Below are 21,621 nucleotides of genomic sequence, written 5' to 3' on the forward strand. Positions count from 1 at the left end.
GGCCGACGTAGGTGATGCGGGCCGCGTTGATGTCACCCGCTGATGTCAAAGGCCCCGCCGGTTCAACCGGCGGGGCCTTTGATCTGTGTGCACTCGGCAGGATTCGAACCTGCAACCTTCTGATCCGTAGTCAGATGCTCTATCCGTTAAGCTACGAGTGCTTGTTCTGTTGTTTCCTGCTGTCTTCGCTTCCCGGGCTTTTGCCCCGCTCGCGGCGACAGGAAGAACATTACATGACTGCCGCCGCCATGTGAAATCCATTCCCCTCACCCCTTGTGACCTGCGAAAACGCGCTTCAGGGCGATGCGGTCGGCAGGGCTCGTGGACCTCGGGAACGCCGAAACCCCGGTCCAGATGGACCGGGGTTTCGGATCTTCGCGCGGAGGCGGAGGGATTTGAACCCTCGATGGGATTGAAGTCCCAAACCGCATTAGCAGTGCGGCGCCATAGACCGGACTAGGCGACGCCTCCCGCACAACCCCTCACGCGAGCGCGAGTGGTGCGTGCAGATGATGACACAGTCGAGCGCCGTGTCACCAATCGCCCCCCACGGTACTAGGCGGATACGCCGCACCGCAAAGCCCCGCCCGTACGCAACCGGGAGGGCCGCCCCGCGTTAGGCAGGGCATGCTGCGCCGACTGCTCCTCACCGCCACCGTGTCCGCCACCGCCGCGCTCTCCTGGGTGCCCGGCGCCACCGCCGCCACCATCGCCACCGCCGGTGACACCCCCGGCATGGCCTCCGCCCCCCTGGTCTCCCCCACAAGCCCCGGCGCGGCCCGCACCGCGTTCACCGAATTCGCCCGGCTCACCGCGTTCACCTCGTTCACCGGTCTGCCGTCGTCGCCGACCCTCGCCCCGGACGGACTCGCCCTGCCGGCCCTCATGCCCCCGCCGGCCCGTCCGGAGGACTCCGCCGACCGGCTGACCGTGACCGTCGCCGGGGCGGGCGGCGGCGCGGACGGCACGTTCGAGCTGGACTGCCACCCCGCGGGCGGCACACATCCGCGCGCGGCGGAGGCCTGCGACCGCCTGGACCGCATGACCACCTGGGGCAAGGACACCTTCGCCCCGGTGCCGCCGGACGCCCTGTGCACGATGGAGTACGGGGGCCCGGCCACCGCGCATGTCACCGGAACCTGGGCGGGGCGCCCCGTCGACGCGCGCTACGACCGCTCGAACGGATGCGAGATCTCGCGCTGGAACGCCCTGATGCCCGTTCTCCCCGGCACCCGCCCATAGCGCGGATCCGAAGAGGACACGGCGAAGTCACGGTGATCTCACGGTGCTCTCACGGTTCCGTACGGTGAAGTGCGTGGTCACGGGTTCTCCGCCGGTTCTGCCTCTCATATGTGTGCGACCTCCCTCTCATCCGGCATCGCGAGCGCAACCTCTGCCCGTAGACTCCCTCGCGTGACACGCTGCGGGCCGGTTGGCAAGATGGCCCCCGCGGTCGGCAAGGTGCGGTAACAGGGAGGAAGCGTCTCGTGAGCAGCAGGCCATCCCGAGGCGCTGCTCGCCTCGCAGCCATACTGGACGCGCTGCCCGATGCGCTGGTCCTGGTCAACGCCAACGGGACGGTCGTCAACGCCAACACGATCGCCCTGGAGGCCTTCGAGACCCCGGGCACGGCCCTGGTGGGCCGCGGGCTGCTCGACCTGCTTCCCGAGTTCGACTCCAAGCTGATCCCCGGCTCCATGCGGCGCCCCGACAGCACCGACGAGCGCGGGCGGACCAAGCCGACCCGGATGATCGCGCGGCGGACCGACGGCTCGGAGTTCCCGGTCGAGGTCACCAGCGCGAACCTGGAGAGCGGCCAGCAGGCCTACGACAACTACGGCCCCCTCCCCGACGAGCTGCTCATGCTCGTCGTACGCGACCTCTCGGGCACCGTCGACACCGAGGCCGAGCTCGCGCGCTCGCAGCGCCAGACCGAGATGATCCTGCGCGCGGCGGCCGAGGGTGTCGTCGGGACGGACACCGACGGGCGGGTCGTGCTCGTCAACCCCGCCGCCGCCCAGATCCTCGGATACCGGGCCAGCGACCTCGGCGGCAGGGAACTGCACACCCTGATCCTGCACTCGCGCGCGGACGGCGAGCCGTTCCCCTACGCGGAGTCGCCGCTGGCCGACACCCTGCGCTCCGGACGCAAGCACCGGGTGCGCGGGCAGGTGCTGTGGTCGAAGTCCGGGGCCCAGGTGCCCGTCGACCTGACGACCTCTCCGGTGCGCGACGGGGACCAGCTCGTCGGCGCCGTCATGACCTTCACCGACCGGCGGCCGTACGACACCCTGGTCGAGGAGAAGGAAGCCGCCGAGACCCGGCACACCGAGGAACTGGAGCGGCTCGGCGAGGAGCACACCGCCGAGCTGGAGAAGCTGCGCGAGAACCACACCGCAGAGCTCACCGAGCTGACCGAGGGGCACGAGGAGGAACTCGCCTCGGGCGAGGAGAGGTACGCGGCTCTCGGCGAGCGGGAGAAGGACCGCTACGAGGCGCTGTCCGCCCGGCACGATCAGCTGCTCGCCGTCCTCGGCCACTCCCTGCGCGGCCCCCTCGACCAGCTGCGCGGCGAACTCGCCAAGCTCGCCGCCGACGACGCGGGGCAGCTGTGGCCGGAGGCCAACCAGGTGCTCCACCACCTCGCGGCCGGCTACTCGCGCATCACCACGCTCGTCGACAACGTCCTCGGCTACCAGCGGCTGGACGCGGGCGTCGACACGATCTTCCGTACGAACGTGATGCTCGACGCCGTGGTCGCGGCCGGTGTCGAGGGTGCCATCGACCTGATCGGGCCCGGCCGCGTGCAGTTCGCCGTGCACGCCCCGCCCATCGAGGCCGAGGTCGACCCGCAGCGTCTCGCGCGCGCCCTCGCCCACCTCGTCGCGGACGTCGCCGGAGTCGACGCGACCGGCAACGCGCCGGTGTCGGCGGGCGGTTACATGGACAACACGGTCGTCGTGGCCGCGGCGCAGCGCGGCGAGGTCGTCCGCATCGAGGTGCGCGGACCCTACGCCGGGGGAGACCCGGTGCACGAGCCGATCGTGCGCGGGATCGTGCGCGCGCACGGCGGGGTGCTCCAGACGCACGAGGTGCCCGGGATGAGCGGCAGCGCCTACGTCCTGGAGGTGCCCATCGGCGGCGGGGCGGGCGCGGTTCCGCCCGGCAGCGTGGTGCCCGTCGGCACCGAGATCGCCCTGGCCGGACAGGACCCGCGGCAGGCCCTCCAGCAGGCCCCGCAGCAGAGCGGCGGCAGGCGCCGCGCCCGGCGGGCCTCCACGGACGCCTTCCTGGAGAGCGAGGAGTCGGGGGAGACCGGTCCGCAGGCCCTGGAGGCGGCGGGCGCGACCGCTCCCACCGGGCGCCGTCGCCGGCGTGCGGCGGAGGAGCAGGGGACGGGCGAGCAGGCGGTTCCCGCACAACAGCAGGAGCAGGACCAGCGAGGCGAGGGCACCGAGGACGGATCCGGCGGCACCGGACGGCGCCGCGGCCGGCCCAGCTCCGCTGAGGGCGCGAGCGAGGGCGCCTCGGACGCGGTCTCCGAGGGCGCGGTCGTGATGGCGGGCGAGCACGGAGCGGGAACCGCGGCCGTGGGCTCGGGACTCGGCGGGACGGTGCCTCCGCAGGGCGTCCCCGTACCGGTGCCCTCCGGGCGGCGCGCGCGCCGCGACGGTGAGCAGAACGCGCTGCCCGCGGCGCCCGCCGCTTCGGCGCCCGACCGGGGTGCCGGCGAGGACGAGGACACCGACGAGTCGGGCCGGCCGACCGGGCGGCGCCGTCGTGCGCTCGCCGCGGCCGCCGAGCGCGCCGCCGCGCAGGACACGGGCGCCCGTGCGGTGTTCGCGCTGCCTCCGGCGGAGGCGGACCGCTCACCGGAGTACGTGCAGGCCGCGGCCCAGGCACAGGCCGCCCAGGCGCATGCGGCACAGGCCCAGGCCGCTCAGGTCCAGGCCGCTCAGGCGCAGGTGGCCCAGGCGGCGCAGGCTCAGGTGCAGGCTCAGGTCGCGCTGGCCCAGCAGGCCGACGGCCGCCATGACGCGATGCGGCACGACCCCGAGGACGACCACACCCCGCCGCAGCCGCACCCGGTCTCGGCCCCGACGGGCCGCCGGCGCGCCCGCCAGCTCGCGGAACCGGCGGCCGGCGCACCCGGGCAGGCGCTCCCGGCCCAGGGCGCCCCCGGCCAGCCGGTACCCGCTCAGTCCGTGCCCGCTCAGTCGGCACCCGGACAGTCCGTACCCGGACAGCCGGTGCCCGCGCTCGGGCAGACGGTTCCGGCACAGGGACTTCCGGCGCAGGGGCTTCCGCAGGGATCTCCGGCGGTGCCCCCGCCAGGGCTCCCCGCGCAGGTCGCCCCGGCCGCCGGCGCCGCGGGTCAGCCGGTTCCCACCGGCCTGCCCGCCGCCGCGCAGCCCGGTGCCGCCCCGGCGGCCCGGTCCTGGCCCGACGCGAACACGACCACCGGTGCCGACGCCCCGGCGCCGTCCGGGGCCGGGGCCCGGCCCGCGCTCCCGGCGGCCCCCGCCGCCCAGGCGGCTCCCGCCCCGCTCCCCCCGGAGCGCCCGGCCGCGCGGATCGCCCAGCCGCTGCCCGCCGAGGCGGCGCCCGCGTCCGCGCCCGCCGACCCCAACGCGACGCAGGGCCGTGCCATAAGCGTGCGCACGCTCGGCCAGGGCGTCCCGTTCGCCCGCCAGGTCGCGGCGGCCCAGCCGGGCGGCGGTGTCCAGGCCCCGACGCCTCCCCCGCACGCGACCAACGGCGGAGGACGCCGCCGCAAGCTCGGCACACCGCCGGAGCCCGCCGGCGACCGTCCGGAGACGGCGGCGCGCGCGCTTCCGGGAGGTGCCCAGCCGGGTGCCGGACCCCGGCGGCCCGGCACCACCGAGGGCGCCGGACGGTCCTACGCCATAGGGGCGCCGGACGAGAACGCCGCCGAGGGCCCCGAGCCGCTCGACGGTCCCGGCGGTGCCGTCGAGGTCGCCGACCCGCCGCAGCCGCGGCCCGTGGACGACGAACTGCCCCCGGAGCCCCTGGACAACCCGCGGCGGCTGCTCGTGTGGCCGGCGCCGGACGCGAGCACCCAGCAGGCGCTGAGCGACCGCGGCTACCGGCCGGTCATCGTGAACTCGCGCGAGGAGGTGGACGCGCAGATCGCCGCGTTCCCGGCCGCGCTGTTCGTCGACCCGCTGACCGGCCCGATCACCCGCACGGCACTTCAGTCGCTGCGTCAGGCCGCCGTCGCGGCCGAGGTTCCCGTCCTGGTGACGGCGGGGCTCGGACAGGCGACGCGCGAGGAGGCGTACGGGGCCGACCCGGCCGTCCTGCTGAAGGCGCTCGCGCCGCGCGACTCCGAGCAGCACCCGCCGCGCGTGCTGCTCATCGAGGAGCACGCGGAGATCGCGCTCGCGCTGACGGCCACCCTGGAGCGGCGCGGGATGCAGGTCGCGCGCGCCTCGACGGACGAGGACGCTGTCACGCTGGCCTCGCAGATGCGGCCGAACCTCGTGGTGATGGACCTGTTGCAGGTACGGCGCCGCCAGGCCGGGATCGTCGACTGGCTGCGGGCGAACGGGCAGTTGAACCGCACGCCGCTGGTCGTCTACACCGCCGCCGTCGACACGGCCGAACTGCCGCGGCTGGCCGCGGGGGAGTCGGTGCTGTTCCTCGCCGAACGCTCGACGACCGACGAGGTCCAGGAGCGGATCGTCGAGCTCCTGGCCCGCATCGGCACCAACTAGGGCCTGCCACAAGGCCATGAGCGGCACGTGAGCCGGGAGGGACGCCCCAGGGCGTCCCTCCCGGCTCACGTGTGAGGTGGGCGCGTCAGAGCTTGGTCACGTCCAGGCCACCCTCCGCGTACCTCTTGCGGATGACCTTCTTGTCGAACTTGCCGACGCTCGTCTTCGGGACGGCCTCGACGATCGACCAGCGCTCGGGAAGCTGCCACTTGGCGATCTTGCCCTCGTCGGCGAGGAAGGCGCGCAGCGACGCGAAGTCGGCCGTCGAGCCCTCCCGCAGGACGACGGTGGCCAGCGGGCGCTCGCCCCACTTGTCGTCGGGGACGGCGACGACCGCGGCCTCGGTCACGTCCGGGTGGGACATGAGGGCGTTCTCCAGGTCGACCGAGGAGATCCACTCGCCGCCCGACTTGATGACGTCCTTGGCGCGGTCGGTGAGGGTCAGGAAGCCGTCCGCGCTGATCGTGCCGACGTCACCGGTCTTGAGCCAGCCGTCCTCGCTGAACTTGTCGGCGGGGCGCAGCGGTTCGCCGTCGTTGCCGCCGTAGTAGGCACCGGCGATCCACGGGCCGCGGACCTCCAGCTCGCCCGCGGACTCGCCGTCCCACGGGAGCCGTTCGCCGCCGGGGCCGGTGAGACGGGCCTCGACGCCCGTCGGGAAGCGGCCCTGGGTGAGGCGGTAGGCGAACTCCTCGTCCGTGCCCACCGCGTGGGCCGGCGGGCGGGCGATGGTGCCGAGCGGCGAGGTCTCGGTCATGCCCCAGGCGTGGCAGACGCGCATGCCCAGGTCGTCGAAGGCGGCCATGAGCGAGGGCGGGCAGGCCGAGCCGCCGATCGTCACCTGGGTGAGGGAGGAGACGTCACGGGGCTTGGCGGTCAGCTCGGCGAGCAGGCCCTGCCAGATGGTCGGGACGGCGGCGGCGTGCGTGGGCCGCTCGCTCTCGATCATCTCGGCGAGCGGCGCGGGCTGGAGGAAGCGGTCCGGCATCAGCATGTTGATGCCGGACATGAAGGTCGCGTGCGGCAGGCCCCAGGCGTTGACGTGGAACTGCGGGACCACGACGAGGGTCGTGTCCTGGTCCGTGAGGCCCATGGACTGGGCCATGTTCACCTGCATGGAGTGCAGGTAGATCGAACGGTGGGAGTAGACGACGCCCTTGGGGTCCCCGGTGGTGCCGGAGGTGTAGCACATGGCCGCGGCCTGCCGCTCGTCGATCTCCGGCCAGTCGTAGGCGGCCGGCTTGCCGGCGATGAGCTCCTCGTAGTCGTGCACCCGCACGCCCGTGCCGTCGAGGAGCGAACGGTCACCGGGACCCGAGACCACCACGTGCTCCAGCGTCGGCAGCTGGGGGAGGAGCGGCGCGAGCAGCGGAAGCAGCGAGCCGTTGGCGATGACCACCCGGTCGGCCGCGTGGTTGACGATGAAGACGAGCTGCTCGGCCGGGAGGCGCAGGTTCAGGGTGTGCAGCACGGCGCCCATGGAGGGGATCGCGTAGTACGCCTCGACGTGCTCGGCGTTGTTCCACATCAGGGTCGCGACCCGCTCGTCGCCCGTCACCCCGAGGTCGTCGCGCAGGGCGTGGGCCAGCTGGTTCGCACGCAGGCCGGCCTCACGGAAGCTGCGGCGGTGCGGTTCGCCCTCGCCGGTCCAGGTCGTGATCTGCGACTGTCCGTGCACCAGCGCCCCGTGCTCCAGAATGCGGGTCACAGTCAGCGGTACGTCCTGCATCGTGCTCAGCACGGCGTCCTCCCGGGGGCGACATTGCCTACGCGGTAGTGATGGGTTCCGCTGATTCTGCGCACATACCGCGTGGTATGTCACTAGGCCCCGGAATGATCGATCACCTCAGGACACGCCCGGACACCGGCCGGGGGCCTTCTCCGCGTACGGGTATGAGCTCGGGGTCCTCGCGCAGTTTGCCCAGCGCGCGGGAGACGGCGGACTTGACCGTGCCCACGGAGACCCCGAGGATCTCGGCGGTCCGGGCCTCGCTCAGGTCCTCGTAGTAGCGCAGCACCACCATCGCCCGCTGCCGCGCCGGCAGCTTGGTGATCGCCCGCCACATCGCGTCGTGCAGCGCCTGCTGCTCGGCGGGGTCGGCGGCGGGCAGCCCCTCGGGCTCCGGCAGTTCCTCGCAGACGAACTCGTCGACCTTGCGCTTGCGCCACTGCGAGGTCCGCGTGTTGAGCAGCGCCCGCCGCACATAGCCGTCCAGCGCCCGGTGGTCCTCGATCCGGTCCCAGGCGACGTACGTCTTCGTCAGCGCCGTCTGGAGCAGGTCCTCCGCGTCGCCCGGGTCCGCGGTGAGCGACCGGGCGGTCCGCAGCAGCACCGGCCGGCGCGCCTTCACGTACGAGGAGAACGACGGGTACGACGGGGTCCGTGCCGCCCCGGTGGCGGCGTCCGAGGCGCTCGTGCAGACGAGTGTGGTCATGGCTCCACGCTAGGTTCGCCCCCTCCTCCCGCGGATCGGCCGCAGGTCCCGAAGCCATGTCCGCCTCAGGTTGTAGAACCGGGGTCGCGCTCACCTCCTGAAGGTGGACACGCGGACCGTGCCCTCTGAGGGTTCGCCCCTGAGACACGGTCGCTGGACGCGGTTTCCGTCCGGTGGGTGGGCCGGGGCCGTGCCGGGCCCCTCGCGTCCGATTCCGGCTGCGGGCCGAGGAAGGTTTCAGCCCCTCCGGCGTTTGAGGAGCGGGGTCTGGGGCGGAGCCCCGGGTACGGGACGGGTAGGGGCGGAGGGGCGAAGGAGAAGGGGTGGGTTCGTCCGGCTGGGCAGGGCAGTCCTTCAGGGCCGGGTGGGCCGGGAAGTGCGGGTGATTCCCGGCGTCAGGCGTCGGTCCCGAGGATCAGGCCCGAGGTCGGGACCCCGGTTCCCGCCGTCACCAGGACGCGGGAGGCACCCGGCACCTGGTTCACGGAGGTGCCCCGCAGCTGCCGTACGCCCTCCGCTATCCCGTTCATCCCGTGCAGGTACGCCTCCCCGAGCTGTCCCCCGTGCGTGTTCAGCGGCAGCCTCTCCTCGGCGACGAAGTCCGCGGCCTCGCCCGGCTTGCAGAAGCCGAACTCCTCCAGCTGCATCAGCACGAACGGCGTGAAGTGGTCGTAGAGGATCCCCACGTCGATGTCCCCCGGGCCGATCCCTGCCGTCCGCCACAGCTGCCTGGCCACCACGCCCATCTCCGGAAGCCCGGTCAGGTCGTCGCGGTAGAAGCTGGTCATCTGCTCCTGGGCGCGGCCCGCTCCCTGGGCGGCGGCCGTGACCACCGCCGGGGGGTGCCGAAGGTCGCGGGCCCGTTCCACGGTGGTGACCACCAAGGCCTGGCCGCCGTCGGTCTCCTGGCAGCAGTCCAGCAGCCGCAGGGGCTCCACGATCCACCGTGAGGCCGCGTGCTCGGCGAGCGTGATCGGTCTGCCGTGGAAGTACGCGGCCGGGTTCGTCGCCGCGTACTTCCGGTCCACCACCGCGACATGGCCGAACGCCTCGGGCGTCAGTCCATAGGCGTGCAGATACCGCCGGGCCGCCATCGCCACCCAGGAGGCCGGGGTGAGCAGCCCGAACGGCAGGGCCCAGCCCAGCGCCGCGCCCTCCGCCGACGGCTCCCGCCGCTGGACGCCCGAGCCGAACCTGCGCCCCGACCGCTCGTTGAACGCCCGGTAGCAGACCACGACCTCGGCCACTCCGGCGGCGACGGCGAGCGCCGCCTGCTGCACGGTCGCGCACGCCGCCCCGCCGCCGTAGTGGACGCGCGAGAAGAACGACAGCTCCCCCATCCCGGCCGCCTGCGCGACGGTGATCTCCGGGCTCGTGTCCATCGTGAACGTCACCAGACCGTCCACATCGCCCGGTGTCAGCCCCGCGTCGTCCAGCGCGGCCCGCACCGCCTCCACCGCGAGACGCAGCTCGCTGCGCCCCGAGTCCTTGGAGAACTCGGTGGCCCCGATCCCGGCGACGGCCGCCCGCCCGCCGAGGGCGTCCCGCCCGCGCACGCTCATGCGCCGCCGCCCGCGGACGGTGTGCCGGCGGACCGCGCGTGCGCCGGCGGCGCTCCCGCAGGCCGTGCGGCGGAGGCCGGGACCGACACGGTCACGGTGCCCATGACGTGCCGGCCGAGGCCGTTGGCGCCGAGGATCCGCACCGTCGCCGTGTCGCCGTCGACCTCCTCGACGGAACCGGTCAACACCATGGTGTCTCCTGGGTGGTTGGGGGCACCGAGCCGTATCGCGACCCGGCGCAGCACCGCGGCCGGCCCGAGGTGGTCGGTCACGTACCGTCCGACCAGGCCGTTGGTCGTCAGGATGTTCATGAAGATGTCCGGCGAGCCCTTCGCCCGCGCCAGGTCCGCGTCGTGGTGCACGTCCTGGTAGTCCCGTGACGCGATCGCCCCGGCCACGATCAGCGTGCGGGTGATCTCGATCTCCAACGGCGGCAGTACGTCGCCCACCCTCATGTGCCCGCCTCTCCGTCCACGATCAACTCCCCCAGTTCCTGGAGCAGTTCGGCTCCACAGCCGAGATGCGCGTCCAGCTGCCTGCCCCACAGGAAGTGCCGGTGCACGGGATGTCCCAGGTCCGCGCCCGCCCCGCCGTGCAGATGCTGGCCCGTGTGCACCACCCGGCAGCCCGCCTCGGACGCCCACCAGGCGGCCGTGAGGGCGTGCGTCGCCCAGGGCAGGCCCTCGTCACGCCGCCATGCCGCCTCGTACGCCGTCACCCGGATCGCCTCGGTGTCCATGTACGCGTCGGCGGCGCGCAGTTGGACGCCCTGCCGGACGGCGAGCGGCTGCCCGAACTGCTCGCGCGTGTTCGTGTGCTCCACCGCCCGCGCCAGCGAGCCCGCGCACACACCGGCCTGGAGTCCGGCGAAGGCGGTACGGGCCGTCGCCAGGACGTCGTCGTACGCCCCGGCGCCGCCCAGCGCCTCGCCCGGCGTCGCCTCCAGCACCAGCCGCCCCGCCGACCAGGGCGCCGTCAGCTCGACCGGCTCGATCGCCGCCGCCTCCGCCGTGCGCACCAGCCAGAGCCGGCGCCGGCCGTCGGCGACGAGCACATGGGTGGCGTCGCGCAGCCACGGCACGGCGGGGAGGACACCGGTCAACTCCCCGGAGACCGGGGGAGATCCGGAAGCGGCCGGAGAGGAGTTCGCGGAGGAGGAGACCGATGTCGCGTCCGGGCCCGCGATCGCCCCGGTCACCACCACCGTCCCGTCGGCGATCCCCGGCAGCAGCCGCTCGCGCTGCTCGGGCGAACCGTGCGCCGCCACCGCGAGCAGGCCGTAGACACAGCTCGCGGCGAACGGCACCTGCGCCGTGGTGCGCCCCTGCTCCTCGACCACCAGGACGAGCCCGAGGAGCCCGGTGTCGGCGACCGCCCCCACGAGCCCCGCCGCGCACAGTTCCTTCCACAGTCCGGCGTCGCTGCCCGTCCCGGCCGCGGTGAGCCGTTCGGGGGTGGAGAGGTCGCCGAAGATCCGCGCGGCCAGCCCCGCGGCGGCCGTCTGTTCCCCGGTGGGCGTGAAGTCCATGTCAGCTCCCCCCGCCCGGGCCGGACAGGGGCTCCACCGCACGGAAGACCGGCAGTTCCAGCTCCTCGTCGCACCGCTGGAACGCGAGCCGCACCGGCATCCCGATCCGCACCTCGTCGTGCGGCACGCCGACCACGTTGCTCACGATCCGCACCCCCTCGGCGAGCTCGACCAGGGCGACGGCATAGGGAGGGTCGAAGGCCGGGAACGGCGGATGGTGCATGACGACGTACGAGTACACGGTCCCCTCGCCGCCCGATGCGACCGTGTCCCAGTCCGGGCCGCCGCACGCGCCGCACCCCGGCAGCCACGGGAACCTCAGCGCCCCGCAGTCCGTGCAGCGCTGGATCAGCAGCCGGTGCCGCGCGACGCCCTCCCAGAACCCGGCGTTGTCGCGGTTGATCACCGGACGCGGACGCCTGCCGCCGGCCTCCGCGGGCTTCGGCTCCCCGCCGTCACTCCTCGGACTCCGGTGCGCCGGGGCGTACTTGAGGATGCGGAACCGGTGGGTCCCGGCGAGCTCGCCGCCCGCCCTGATGTCCATCCGCGTGGTGACGAAGTACCCGGTGCCCAGCTTGGTCGTCTTGAGCCCGGACACGGACTCGATCATCGAGTCGAAGGTGATCTCGTCCCCGGGGCGCAGCGGACGCAGATACTCCTGTTCGCAGTCGGTGGCGACCACCGAGGTGTATCCGGCGCCGTCGAGCAGGGCGAACAGCTCGTCGTAGATCTCGGAGCGGCCGGGGCGGTCGGTGTGCCCGGACAGGCCGCTCATCGTCCACGCCTGGAGCATGGTGGGCGGGGCCACGGCGTCCGGCCCCCGGTAGGCCGGGTTGGTGTCGCCCATGGCCTCGCACCAGTGCCGGATCATCGGCGCGTTCACCAGGTCCCTGCCGACACCCCCGGCCGTGGCGGCACGCCCCTCGTACGCCTTCAGCCGCTCCGGCAGCCCGCCCCCCTCGCTCACCGCCGCCCCCTCCGCATGCCGAGCCGCATGGTCGCGACGATCTCCCGCTGCACCTCGCTCACCCCGCCCCCGAACGTGTTGATCTGGGCCGCCCTGTTCATCCGCTCCAGTGCGCCGCCCTCGAACGCCCCGGCGGAGCCGGAGCGGACCAGGGCTTCCGGTCCCACGACGTGCTGGCACATCCGGTACACCGCGACCGCGGACTCGGTCCCCATGACCTTGACGCCGCTCGCGTCCCCGGGCGCCGGCCCGCCGGCTTCCACGGCTCCCACCAGACGCCAGTTGAGCAGGCGGGAGGCGGCCGTACGCGCATGCGCCTCGGCGAGCTGGGACCGCACCCACGGCTCGTCGGCCCGGCGCCGCCCGGTCACCGGGTCGGGGGTGCGCGCCGCCTCCAGCGCGGCCGCGCAGAAGTCCTCGGCCTGCATGCCGATCGCGGCGAGGGCCACGCGCTCGTGGTTCAGCTGGCTGGTGACGAGTCCCCAGCCGCCGTTCTCCTCGCCGACCAGGTTCCCGGCCGGGACGCGGATCCCGTCGTAGTAGGTCGCCGTGGTGGTCTGGCCGCCCACGGTCTCGATCGGTGTCCAGGAGAAGCCGGGGGCGTCGGTGGGGACGAGCAGGATCGAGATGCCCCGGTGCCTGGGCGCGTCCGGGTCGGTCCGGCAGGCGAGCCAGATCCAGTCGGCGTTCTGGGCGTTGGACGTGAAGATCTTCTGCCCGTCGATCCGCCAGAGCCCGCCGCCGGCTCCGGTCTCCCGGACCGCGCGGGTACGCAGGGCGGCCAGGTCCGTACCGGCGGACGGCTCCGAGTACCCGATGGCGAAGACGAGTTCGCCCGCCAGGATCCGCGGCAGGAAGAACTCCCTCTGCTCCTGGCTGCCGTACTTCATGAGGGTCGGTCCGACGGTGTTCAGGGTGACCATCGAGACGGGAGCGCCGGCCCGGTAGGCCTCGTCGAAGAAGACGAACTGCTCGTCCGCTCCGCGCCCCTGCCCTCCGTAGGCGGCCGGCCAGCCGATCCCGAGCAGACCGTCGGCACCGATGCGGCGCAGCAGCGCCCGCTGCCGGCCGGGGTCGTCGGCGGGCGGCGGGCCGTCCGGCATGAGATCCCTGAAGTACGTGCGGAGTTCGGCGCGCAGCCGCTGCTGGCGCTCGGTGGGGGCGAGGTGCACGGCGGCGGCCCTCCCGGACCTCGTACGAACAAGGTTTTCTGACTGTCCGTCAGATGCCTTGTGCTGTCAAGGTCATGGGCACCGCCCCGGAAGCCCGCGCACCCCGCGCCGGACAGACGGCCGGGACTCCCCGGAACGCGTCCGCGCGACGGCGCCGAAGCACCGTCGCGCGGACACCGCGACCCCCACCCACCCCCCACCGGGCGCCCACCTCACCGAGAACTCGCCCCACCGAGCTCTCACTTCACCGAGCACCCACCCCCTGAGCACTCGCCCCACCGAGCACTCCCTCCCCCTTGAGCGCCCGCCCCACCGAGCACCCGCCCCCTGAGCGCCCGCCCCACCGAGCACCCACCCCTTGAGCGCCCGCCCCACGGAACGCTCAGCCCACCCGCGAGCCCCCGGCCGGCGGGAATCCGCCGGCCCCCGGCTCACCAGAGCTTGGCGAAGTCGACGAGGACGTTCGAGTTGCCCTGGTTGAGGGCGGTGGACGCGGAGCCGTTCACCTGGGCGGTATTGCTCTGGTTCGAGGCACCGCCGCCGACCGCCTGTTGCTGGGTGGTCCCGGAATTGCCGCTGTTGTCGCGTCCGACCCCGCTGCCGCCCACGGTCGCCACTCCCGCGTTCGATCCGGTGTCCGCGATCGAGCCGTCGTCGGCCGCCGCGACCCCGGCCAGGAAGGTGACGGCCAGGGGCAGGGCCGCGGCGGCGGCGAGAACGCGAGCGGTACGGGTGCTTGCCATGCGAGTTCCTCCAGAACCGGTTGTACGCACCGGCGGTGAGCCGGGCTGTACGCGAAATACGGCTTGTCCCAGGGCGGTTGGCCGGCCGCCTCAGCGTTGTCCACGACGTCGCGAGTCCAGAGTTGCCCAGCGCATCCCGGCGAACCACACCGGAAGCCGCGATTCCCCCTCAAGCGTGAGGACATGTCGATAAACCACCTTCACGCACCCCTTCGCGCACACGAAGCCCTGCTCAGAGCCCCGGAACCGGCTCGGCCCGTGCCCCGCAACGGCCGAAGGGTTCCGACGCGTTCCGGGCCGGTCCCGCCTCTCACCCGCCCGGCCCCCCGCCGAACCCGGAGGGTCGTCCCGGACCCTTCCCTTTCTCGAACACTCGTACGATTATGGAGTCATGGCCACCATCGACCGGCGGGCCACCACACTGGCCCTGGCGCATGCTCTGTCCGCGGCCGAGCGCGGGCTCGCGGTGATCCCGCTGTCCCGTACGAAGCTTCCGGCCCTGCGTTCCCCCCACCGAGACGAACCCGAGCCCCGCCCGTGCCACGGCGCGTGCGGCCGGCTCGGACACGGCGTGTACGACGCCTCGACCGAGCCCCGGCGCATCCGTGAACTCTTCGCCGCCGCCCCCTGGGCCACCGGCTACGGCATCGCCTGCGGGCTGCGCCCGCACCACCTCATCGGTGTCGACCTCGACACCAAGTCCGACACCGACTCCTCGGCCGCCCTGCGCGAGCTGGCCCTGCGCCATCTGTTCACGATCCCGGACACGGTCGTCGTCCTGACCCCCAGCGGCGGCCGCCATCTGTGGCTGAGCGGACCGCCGGACGTCGTCGTCCCCAACTCGGCGAGCCGACTCGCCCCCGGCATCGACATCCGCGGCGCCGGCGGCTACCTCGTCGGCCCCGGCTCACGCACCGAACACGGCATCTACGGGACGGCACCCGGTACCTCCCGGCTGGCACCCGCGCCCTGCCCGCCCGAACTCCTGCGGCTGCTCCTGCCACCGCCACCGGCGCGCGCCCACCACCCCACGGTCTCCGACGGCGAACGGCAGGGCCAGGGGCTCGTCCAGTTCGTGCTCGCCGCCCACGAGGGCCAGCGCAACACCCGTCTGTTCTGGGCCGCCTGCCGCGCCTACGAGAACGGAATCGGCCCCCGGCTGACCACCCCGCTCGTCCAGGCCGCCGTCCGCACGGGCCTGTCCGAACGGGAGGCCCGCTCGACCATCGCCTCGGCGGCCCGCATGACGGCCCCCTCGCCCCCGCGGGAGTGAGGGCCCTTTCGGAGCGCGCCGAGCAGCGCGGCCCGGTCATGCCGGTGGGCGTGAAGGCGAGCACGGACACGGCGACGGCCCCCGACCGTTTCCCCGGTCGGGGGCCGTTCAGCTGCGGTGGGTGTGGGATTTGAACCCACGGTGACTCGCGCCACGACGGTTTTCAAGACCGTTCCCTTAGGCCGCTCGGGCAACCCACCCCGCTCCCGCCCAGGCGGGTGGAGCGGGTACAGAGTACCCGGCTCCGAGGGTGCCGCGGAGGCGTGGTCGGCACCGGATCGGCCGGTGCCGACCCGGTCCGCCGACGGCACCGGCCCCCGCAGGAGAAAAGCCGCTTTGGTGAATACTTCCGCCGCCGCGCGCTCACTCGATTGCCGCACATCTGGAGGCAGGGGAGCGGCGTTAGCGGGACATGGCGAAAGCAAGATCTCTCGCTCCGGCCGTCTCCCTCCCGGGAGCGACGGCAGAGGGTCCGGTCCCGGCCCATGCGGTGCCGGGCGGACCAGGGGCCCGCACGCCCGACACGGTGCGGGAGGACATCGGCCGGCGATGCGAGGACGCAGGACATTCCGGCCGCCGCGGCACTCAGGGGACCGGGACGGAATTCCGTGAATGACGACTACCCGAATCTCTCCTTCGCCCGGTACGGACACCATCCCGGATATCCCACGGGGACGGAGAACGGCCCGTACGGCGATCCGGTGGGCGCGCTGCACGAACAGGGCTGGGACCCGGTCGAGGAACTCACCTACCTGCTCCAGGACGCCGCGGCGGACCAGGAGGTCACCGTGCCCCCGCCGCGCGACGAGCAGGTGTACGCGGACGAGTTCGAGCCGGTGTACGGCGACGAGTCCACCGGCGACCCGATGGACAACCTGGTCCAGCTGACCGCCGAACTGCCGCCCATCCGGCGCTCATCGGCCGGTCACCGCAAGGTACGGGTGCGCAATCCCCGTAACTGGATCCAGACCGTCAGCTTCGTGATCGCCGCGGTCGCCGCCGCCACCGTGTCGATGGTGAGCGTCTTCAGCGGCATGGTGGCCTACTCGCCCCTCCAGCGCATCGCGTCCAACGCGCAGAGCGGTACGGGACCTTGGTGGCCGCTGCTGGTCTACGGCCCCTGGATGGTGGCCTCGCTCTCCATCCTGAGGGCCGCCCTGCACCAGCGCCGGGCCGTGCACTCCTGGTACGTCGTCCTGCTGTTCTCGTCCGTGGCCATGATGTTCTGTGTGGCCGACGCCCACCAGACGATCACCGGCGTCGCCACGGCCGTCGTCCCCGCCCTCGCGTCGCTGACCTGCTTCCAGCAGTTAATCCGTCAGATCACGCTGACCCGGCCGCCGCGCCAGACCGTGTCCCGCCACCGGCAGCAGCGTCCCTCACCGCCCCCGCCCTCGCCCCCGGAGCGCACCGGCGGCAAGAAGGGACCGTCGTCCGCGAAGAAGGCACGCGCCTGATCCCGGGCCGGACGGCCCACCCGCGCGCAAGGGGTGCCTCCCGTGTGAGAGACACCCCTTGCGCGTCACGGGCGGAGGATCAGCTGTCGCCTTCACGGGAGCCGAGGGTGACGTCGACCGTGTGGGTCTTGCCGTCGCGCGTGTAGGTGAGCTTGACGGTGTCACCGGGCTTGTGGGTCCAGATCGCGCCGATGAGGGTCGGGCCGCTGTCGACCGTCATGCCGTCGAGCTTGGTGATGACGTCGCCGGGCTTGAGGCCCGCCTTGGCCGCGGGACCGCCGGCCTCGACCGACGAGGAGCCGCTCGCGCCCTGCTCGGTGATCTTCGCGCCGCCCGTGCCCTCCTCCAGGGAGACGGACGCGCCGATCTTCGCGTACACCGGCTTGCCCGTCTGGATCAGCTGCTGGGCCACGTACTTGGCCTGGTTGATCGGGATGGCGAAGCCGAGGCCGATCGAGCCGGACTGGCCCGAGCCGCCGAGACCGCCGCTGCTCGACGACTGGATCGCCGAGTTGATGCCGATCACCGCGCCCGAGGAGTCGAGCAGCGGACCGCCGGAGTTGCCCGGGTTGATCGAGGCGTCCGTCTGGAGGGCGCTCATGTACGAGGACTTGCTGCTGGCGCTGCCGTCGCTGGAGGCGACCGGACGGTTCTTCGCACTGATGATGCCCGTGGTCACCGTGTTGGAGAGACCGAACGGGGCGCCGATGGCGATCGTCGGGTCGCCGACGGCCACGTCGTCGGAGTCGCCGAGGACGAGCGGCTTCAGGTCCGAGGGCGCGTTCTTCAGCTTGATGACCGCGACGTCGTAGCCCTGCGCGTGGCCGACCACCTCGGCGTCGTACTTCTTGCCGCTCGGGAAGGTGGCGGTGAGCTTGCCGCCGTCGACCGCGTCCGCCACCACGTGGTTGTTGGTGAGGATGTGGCCCTGCTTGTCGAAGACGAAGCCGGTGCCCGTGCCGCCCTCGCCGTTGGTGCTCTGGGCCTCGATGGTGACGGTGCTGGGCAGCGCGTTGGCGGCCACGTTCGCGACCGTGCCCGAGGCGCGCTTGACCTGGCCGCTGGTGCTCGGCGCGGAGACCGTCGTCGAGTCGGTGGAGCCGTTGTCGTCGTTCTTGGCCAGCGAGTAGCCGATGCCTCCGCCGACACCGCCGGCGACCAGCGCGGCCACCAGGACCGCGGCGATCAGACCGCCCCGGCCGTTCTTGGGCTTCGGCGCGGGCTGCTGGTAGTCGGAGCCCCAGCCGCCGTGCCCCGAGCCGCCACCGCCGTCGGCGTACGAGGGGGTGGCGGGCGGCGGGGGCGGCCAGCCCGCTTCGGGCGCGGAGCCCTGGGCCTGCCCATAGGGGTCGGCGCCCTGAGCCTGAGCCTGTCCGTAAGGGTCGGCGCCCTGGGCCTGAGCCTGTCCGTAGGGGTCGGCGTCCTGCCCGGCTCCGTTCGGCGCGTACGCCGGCATGTCCGCGGGCGCCGACGCGTGCTCCGGTGCGCCGGGGGTGCCGGGCACCGCGGGGATCGGAGCGGTCGGCGCGCCCCCCGCGTGCGAGGCGCCCTGCGCGGAAGCAGCGGGAGTTTCCACCGGCACGGGAGGTGCGGACGGGGCCGGGGGTACTGCGTTGCCCTCGTTCTCGGTGCTCACAGCTCTTCTCCTCGATCCACGGCTGTTGTTCTCGGTCGCACTCGGTCACGCCCACTCACGCTTGTCGATGGCCCGGCGCGATTCAGCTGTGCATGTGCTTTTGTACGCCGTCAGCTTTTCCCACAGGGCGTCAGGGCACCATAAGCGGTGGCTGTGCGTCCGAGGCCATCCTTTATAACGGACTTTTATTACCAAACGGAATGTTCTGGGATCTATCTCACCTCACACTCGCCCGGCGTCGGTGGCACCATGACGCGGTGACCCTCGCACGACAGCACCCGATTCAGGTGGTCGCCCACCGCGGAGCCTCCGAAGAGGCCCCCGAGCACACACTGGCCGCGTACAAGAAGGCGATCGAGGACGGCGCGGACGCCCTCGAGTGCGATGTACGGCTGACGGCCGACGGCCATCTCGTCTGCGTCCACGACCGCCGGGTGAACCGGACGTCCAACGGCCGCGGAGCCGTCTCCGCCCTGGAACTCGCCGAGCTCGCCGCGCTGGACTTCGGCTCGTGGAAGAACCGCGACGAGTCGCCCGACTGGGAACACACTCCCGGCGGCCTCGCGGACACCTCCGTGCTCACGCTGGAGAAACTGCTCGAACTCGTCGCCGACGCCGGCCGCCGGGTGGAACTGGCCATCGAGACCAAGCACCCGACCCGCTGGGCGGGCCAGGTCGAGGAGCGGCTGCTCCACCTGCTGAAGCGTTTCGGCCTCGACACCCCCGCCGACCCGGCCGAGTCCCCGGTGCGCGTCATGAGCTTCTCGGCACGCTCGCTGCACCGTGTCCGGGCGGCGTCCCCGACCCTGCCGACGGTCTATCTGCTCCAGTTCGTCTCACCCCGGCTGCGGGACGGAAGGCTGCCCGCGGGTGTCCGGATCGCGGGCCCCTCGATGCGGATCGTGAGGAACCACCCGGCCTACGTCGAGCGGCTGAAACGCGCCGGTCACCAGGTGCACGTCTGGACCGTGAACGAGCCCGAGGACGTCGATCTCTGCGTTGAGCTGGGCATCGACGCCATCATCACCAACCGCCCCCGCGCGGTACTGCGCCAACTGGGCCGCTGACCTGGCCCGGCCCGGAGCCGGCGACCCCGCCGAGAACACCGTGACCACCCCCCGGAAACCGGCGAGAACCGGCCACTCGGTCACCGGGAGTGCACCGGCGCGTTCGCTCCGCATTCGATCGTTACGAGTGCGTCAGCAGACGTCGATTGGCCGGTTTCCGGTCCAGTCCCAAGGGGCATCCACACCGTGGCGTGGGGTGAAGGAGGTCTCGGGGGTGGCGTTGGTGGTGGCACAGGAGGTGCCCACGTCGTCGAGCATGGCCGTACCCCATGGCCCTGCGGGCGTGGGGGAAGCAAGACACCGGATGCGTGATCAGCTGCGTTCGGGGGGTGTCACGGACGCGGTCATCGACGACGCCGTGCTGATCCTTTCCGAACTGCTCAGCAACGCGTGCCGGCACGGCAGACCGCTGGGCGGCGCTCTGGCCGGCGACGGAAGCGTGCGCGCGGCCTGGCGTGTCGACCCCGCGGGCCGGCTGACGGTCGAGGTGACGGACGGCGGCGGCCCGACCCGCCCCGTGCCGGCCACCCCGTCGGTCACCGCCCGGGGCGGCCGGGGGCTGAACATCATCAGGGCGCTGGCCAAGGACTGGGGTGTCCGGGACGACATCCACGGCGAGGTCACCGTGTGGGTGGTCGTCCAGGGCGACGTGGAAACGGCGCACCGGCACGACGACTTCGCTACGCGCGTCGCGTCACCGAGGGTGTCCGGCCTGTCCGCTCTGGACTTCGCGGACGCCTTCGACGACCTCGACTGAGCCGGACCGGGGCGCGCGGAGCGGGCGGCGGGCTCCGGACGACGCGGTGCGTTGTCCACAGGATCCCGTCGCTCTCCGTACGAACGGCTAGGCTCGCGCCAGTACGAGACGAGCCGTGATCGGGAGACAGCCACGATGGCCAAGAAGCGACCCCAGACGAAGGCCAAGCAGCCGCAGCTCAAGGACGGCGAGATCCCGGTCGTCGGCGCCCGCGAGCCCTGCCCCTGCGGCAGCGGCCGGCGCTACAAGGCCTGCCACGGCCGGGCCGCCGCGCACGCCGTGACCGAGCTGGTGCACCGCCCCTTCGAGGGCCTGCGGGGCGAGGGCGACTGGGTCGCGCTGCGCGAACTGGTGCCCGCCGCGACGGTCGGACTGAAGCTCAAGGAGAGCCTGCCCGAGGGCGTTCCCTCGGTCACCCTGGCCACGGTCCTGCCGATGGCCTGGCCCGCGCTGCGCCGCGAGGACGGCTCGGTGCTGCTCGGCCTCCAGAACGACACGTCGTCCGGCGACATCAGCCGCGACCTCGCCGACACCCTCCAGCGCGCGCTGGTCGCGCCGCCCGGCACCCCGGTCGAGGGACGGCGCGCCCCGGCCGACGGCCCGCGGCTCCAGGACCTGCTCGACCCCGAAGGCGCCTTCGAGCCAGAAGTCCACAGCGGCTTCGAGTTCTGGGTCCCGGACGCGGAGAACGCCACGGCCGAGGTGACCGCCTCGCTGGAGCGGGCCAACGCCGCCGCCATCCCGACGGTGAAGCTCTCCGGGGTCGACGCCGCCTACTGGTGCGAGACGCCCGAGAAGAACCACCTGCGCTGGGTCATGCCGTACGCGGAGGAGCAGCTTCTGGACGCTCTCGCGCGGCTGCACGCCGAGGGCCGTTCGCGCCTCGGGGAGGGCACGCGGCTGGTCGGTTCCTTCCGTGCGCACGGGCTCACGGTGCCGGTCTGGGACCTGCCGAGCGGTGTCACGGCGGAGGACGTCGAGAAGCCGGCGGCCGAGTTCGCCGAGCGCCTCACCGCCGCTCTGGCCATGGACGCGCCGCTGACGGCGGACGAGCGCCGTGCGCGCGGCGGACTCACCAACCGCCAGGTGACCCTCAGCTGACCCACAGCGGATCCACAGAACGGTGAACTGACCGACCAGTCAGCTGGTCGGGACCTCGAGAACGGGTGACTCCTGTCACAACTCCCCGTTGTGACAGGTAAATCCGTGTCCGAATAGCCGAGATCGAATTTGCGAACCGCCGATCTCTTGTTACCGTTCGAGTAGCCCGGTTGCTGGTGCATCCC

17 protein-coding genes and 3 tRNA genes are annotated in these 21,621 nt (G+C 72.8%); 7 read left to right on the forward strand and 13 right to left on the reverse strand.

Annotated elements, in window-relative coordinates; all coding sequences use genetic code 11:
- Nucleotides 1-88: 88 nt before the first annotated feature.
- A tRNA-Arg gene (locus tag ACZ4AA_RS20120) sits at nucleotides 89-161 on the reverse strand.
- A 219-nt stretch (nucleotides 162-380) separates the two neighbouring features.
- Nucleotides 381-471: transfer RNA gene (locus ACZ4AA_RS20125), tRNA-Ser, on the reverse strand.
- Between the two features lie 156 nt (nucleotides 472-627).
- On the opposite strand from ACZ4AA_RS20125, the gene ACZ4AA_RS20130 reads away from it, so the two are divergent.
- Both ACZ4AA_RS20130 and ACZ4AA_RS20135 read left to right on the forward strand, forming a co-directional pair.
- Nucleotides 628-1,242: an SSI family serine proteinase inhibitor gene (locus ACZ4AA_RS20130; protein WP_467603566.1), complete on the forward strand. Its 615-nt coding sequence runs from the start codon at nucleotides 628-630 to the stop codon at nucleotides 1,240-1,242.
- 245 nt (nucleotides 1,243-1,487) lie between these two features.
- Nucleotides 1,488-5,738, forward strand: coding sequence for a hybrid sensor histidine kinase/response regulator (locus ACZ4AA_RS20135; protein ID WP_467603571.1), 4,251 nt, complete (start codon nucleotides 1,488-1,490; stop codon nucleotides 5,736-5,738).
- 85 nt (nucleotides 5,739-5,823) lie between these two features.
- Here the strand turns inward: ACZ4AA_RS20135 and ACZ4AA_RS20140 are convergent, their stop codons facing one another.
- The 8 genes from ACZ4AA_RS20140 to ACZ4AA_RS20175 all read right to left on the reverse strand — a co-directional run bounded on the left by ACZ4AA_RS20140 (nucleotide 5,824) and on the right by ACZ4AA_RS20175 (nucleotide 14,145).
- The gene (locus tag ACZ4AA_RS20140; RefSeq protein WP_467604362.1) at nucleotides 5,824-7,467 is read right to left on the reverse strand and encodes a long-chain fatty acid--CoA ligase; all 1,644 of its coding nucleotides are present in this window, start codon (nucleotides 7,465-7,467) and stop codon (nucleotides 5,824-5,826) included.
- Between the two features lie 112 nt (nucleotides 7,468-7,579).
- Nucleotides 7,580-8,173, reverse strand: a complete 594-nt coding sequence (locus ACZ4AA_RS20145) for a SigE family RNA polymerase sigma factor (RefSeq protein ID WP_467603575.1) — start codon at nucleotides 8,171-8,173, stop codon at nucleotides 7,580-7,582.
- Nucleotides 8,174-8,568: 395 nt separating this feature from the next.
- Nucleotides 8,569-9,735 (reverse strand): lipid-transfer protein, encoded by a 1,167-nt coding sequence (locus ACZ4AA_RS20150; protein WP_467603580.1) that lies wholly within the window; start codon nucleotides 9,733-9,735, stop codon nucleotides 8,569-8,571.
- Nucleotides 9,732-10,190, reverse strand: a complete 459-nt coding sequence (locus ACZ4AA_RS20155; RefSeq protein ID WP_467603585.1) for a MaoC family dehydratase — start codon at nucleotides 10,188-10,190, stop codon at nucleotides 9,732-9,734. The genes ACZ4AA_RS20150 and ACZ4AA_RS20155 overlap by 4 nt, the downstream gene beginning before the upstream one ends.
- On the reverse strand, nucleotides 10,187-11,263 hold the full coding sequence (locus ACZ4AA_RS20160; protein ID WP_467603591.1) for an acyl-CoA dehydrogenase family protein: 1,077 nt from the start codon (nucleotides 11,261-11,263) through the stop codon (nucleotides 10,187-10,189). Before ACZ4AA_RS20160 ends, ACZ4AA_RS20155 begins: the two co-directional genes overlap by 4 nt.
- 1 nt (nucleotide 11,264) lies before the next feature.
- Nucleotides 11,265-12,230, reverse strand: a complete 966-nt coding sequence (locus tag ACZ4AA_RS20165; RefSeq protein WP_467603596.1) for a bifunctional MaoC family dehydratase N-terminal/OB-fold nucleic acid binding domain-containing protein — start codon at nucleotides 12,228-12,230, stop codon at nucleotides 11,265-11,267.
- Nucleotides 12,227-13,402 carry an acyl-CoA dehydrogenase family protein gene (locus tag ACZ4AA_RS20170; protein WP_467603598.1) on the reverse strand — a complete coding sequence of 392 codons (1,176 nt, stop codon included), beginning with the start codon at nucleotides 13,400-13,402 and terminating at the stop codon, nucleotides 12,227-12,229. The genes ACZ4AA_RS20165 and ACZ4AA_RS20170 overlap by 4 nt, the downstream gene beginning before the upstream one ends.
- A 431-nt stretch (nucleotides 13,403-13,833) precedes the next feature.
- On the reverse strand, nucleotides 13,834-14,145 hold the full coding sequence (locus ACZ4AA_RS20175; RefSeq protein ID WP_467603601.1) for a hypothetical protein: 312 nt from the start codon (nucleotides 14,143-14,145) through the stop codon (nucleotides 13,834-13,836).
- Nucleotides 14,146-14,536: 391 nt separating this feature from the next.
- On the opposite strand from ACZ4AA_RS20175, the gene ACZ4AA_RS20180 reads away from it, so the two are divergent.
- Nucleotides 14,537-15,418, forward strand: coding sequence for a bifunctional DNA primase/polymerase (locus ACZ4AA_RS20180; RefSeq protein WP_467603603.1), 882 nt, complete (start codon nucleotides 14,537-14,539; stop codon nucleotides 15,416-15,418).
- A 115-nt stretch (nucleotides 15,419-15,533) separates the two neighbouring features.
- Here ACZ4AA_RS20180 and ACZ4AA_RS20185 read toward each other — a convergent pair.
- Nucleotides 15,534-15,618 (reverse strand) — tRNA-Ser (locus tag ACZ4AA_RS20185).
- A 408-nt stretch (nucleotides 15,619-16,026) separates the two neighbouring features.
- Between ACZ4AA_RS20185 and ACZ4AA_RS20190 the strand changes: the two genes are divergently transcribed.
- Nucleotides 16,027-16,875: a DUF2637 domain-containing protein gene (locus ACZ4AA_RS20190; protein WP_467603607.1), complete on the forward strand. Its 849-nt coding sequence runs from the start codon at nucleotides 16,027-16,029 to the stop codon at nucleotides 16,873-16,875.
- Between the two features lie 79 nt (nucleotides 16,876-16,954).
- On the opposite strand, the gene ACZ4AA_RS20195 is transcribed toward ACZ4AA_RS20190, so the two are convergent.
- Complete coding sequence (locus ACZ4AA_RS20195; RefSeq protein ID WP_467603610.1) at nucleotides 16,955-18,511, reverse strand: S1C family serine protease; 1,557 nt, start codon at nucleotides 18,509-18,511, stop codon at nucleotides 16,955-16,957.
- A gap of 257 nt (nucleotides 18,512-18,768) precedes the next feature.
- Here ACZ4AA_RS20195 and ACZ4AA_RS20200 point away from each other — a divergent pair, with 257 nt between their 5' ends.
- The gene (locus ACZ4AA_RS20200; protein ID WP_467603614.1) at nucleotides 18,769-19,578 is read left to right on the forward strand and encodes a glycerophosphodiester phosphodiesterase; all 810 of its coding nucleotides are present in this window, start codon (nucleotides 18,769-18,771) and stop codon (nucleotides 19,576-19,578) included.
- Between the two features lie 132 nt (nucleotides 19,579-19,710).
- Here ACZ4AA_RS20200 and ACZ4AA_RS20205 read toward each other — a convergent pair whose 3' ends face one another.
- On the reverse strand, nucleotides 19,711-19,836 hold the full coding sequence (locus tag ACZ4AA_RS20205; RefSeq protein ID WP_467603618.1) for a hypothetical protein: 126 nt from the start codon (nucleotides 19,834-19,836) through the stop codon (nucleotides 19,711-19,713).
- On the opposite strand from ACZ4AA_RS20205, the gene ACZ4AA_RS20210 reads away from it, so the two are divergent.
- A complete protein-coding gene (locus tag ACZ4AA_RS20210) occupies nucleotides 19,835-20,335 on the forward strand; it encodes an ATP-binding protein (RefSeq protein ID WP_467603622.1) in 501 nt (166 codons plus the stop codon). The genes ACZ4AA_RS20205 and ACZ4AA_RS20210 overlap by 2 nt on opposite strands.
- 135 nt (nucleotides 20,336-20,470) lie before the next feature.
- Entirely contained in the window at nucleotides 20,471-21,436 is a 966-nt protein-coding gene (locus ACZ4AA_RS20215; protein ID WP_467603626.1) for a DUF5926 family protein, read from the forward strand.
- Nucleotides 21,437-21,621 lie beyond the last annotated feature (185 nt).

Source organism: Streptomyces sp. NPDC024698 (assembly GCF_055559015.1).

Bases quoted from the DNA above. Each gene is read 5' to 3' on its own strand.
- ACZ4AA_RS20130 (WP_467603566.1), top strand. From the start codon at position 628: ATGCTGCGCCGACTGCTCCTCACCGCCACCGTGTCCGCCACCGCCGCG.
- ACZ4AA_RS20175 (WP_467603601.1), bottom strand. From the start codon at position 14,145: ATGGCAAGCACCCGTACCGCTCGCGTTCTCGCCGCCGCCGCGGCCCTG.
- ACZ4AA_RS20155 (WP_467603585.1), bottom strand. From the start codon at position 10,190: ATGAGGGTGGGCGACGTACTGCCGCCGTTGGAGATCGAGATCACCCGC.
- ACZ4AA_RS20210 (WP_467603622.1), top strand. From the start codon at position 19,835: ATGGCCGTACCCCATGGCCCTGCGGGCGTGGGGGAAGCAAGACACCGG.
- ACZ4AA_RS20215 (WP_467603626.1), top strand. From the start codon at position 20,471: ATGGCCAAGAAGCGACCCCAGACGAAGGCCAAGCAGCCGCAGCTCAAG.
- ACZ4AA_RS20205 (WP_467603618.1), bottom strand. From the start codon at position 19,836: ATGCTCGACGACGTGGGCACCTCCTGTGCCACCACCAACGCCACCCCC.
- ACZ4AA_RS20145 (WP_467603575.1), bottom strand. From the start codon at position 8,173: ATGACCACACTCGTCTGCACGAGCGCCTCGGACGCCGCCACCGGGGCG.
- ACZ4AA_RS20160 (WP_467603591.1), bottom strand. From the start codon at position 11,263: ATGGACTTCACGCCCACCGGGGAACAGACGGCCGCCGCGGGGCTGGCC.
- ACZ4AA_RS20180 (WP_467603603.1), top strand. From the start codon at position 14,537: ATGGCCACCATCGACCGGCGGGCCACCACACTGGCCCTGGCGCATGCT.
- ACZ4AA_RS20140 (WP_467604362.1), bottom strand. From the start codon at position 7,467: ATGCAGGACGTACCGCTGACTGTGACCCGCATTCTGGAGCACGGGGCG.
- ACZ4AA_RS20150 (WP_467603580.1), bottom strand. From the start codon at position 9,735: ATGAGCGTGCGCGGGCGGGACGCCCTCGGCGGGCGGGCGGCCGTCGCC.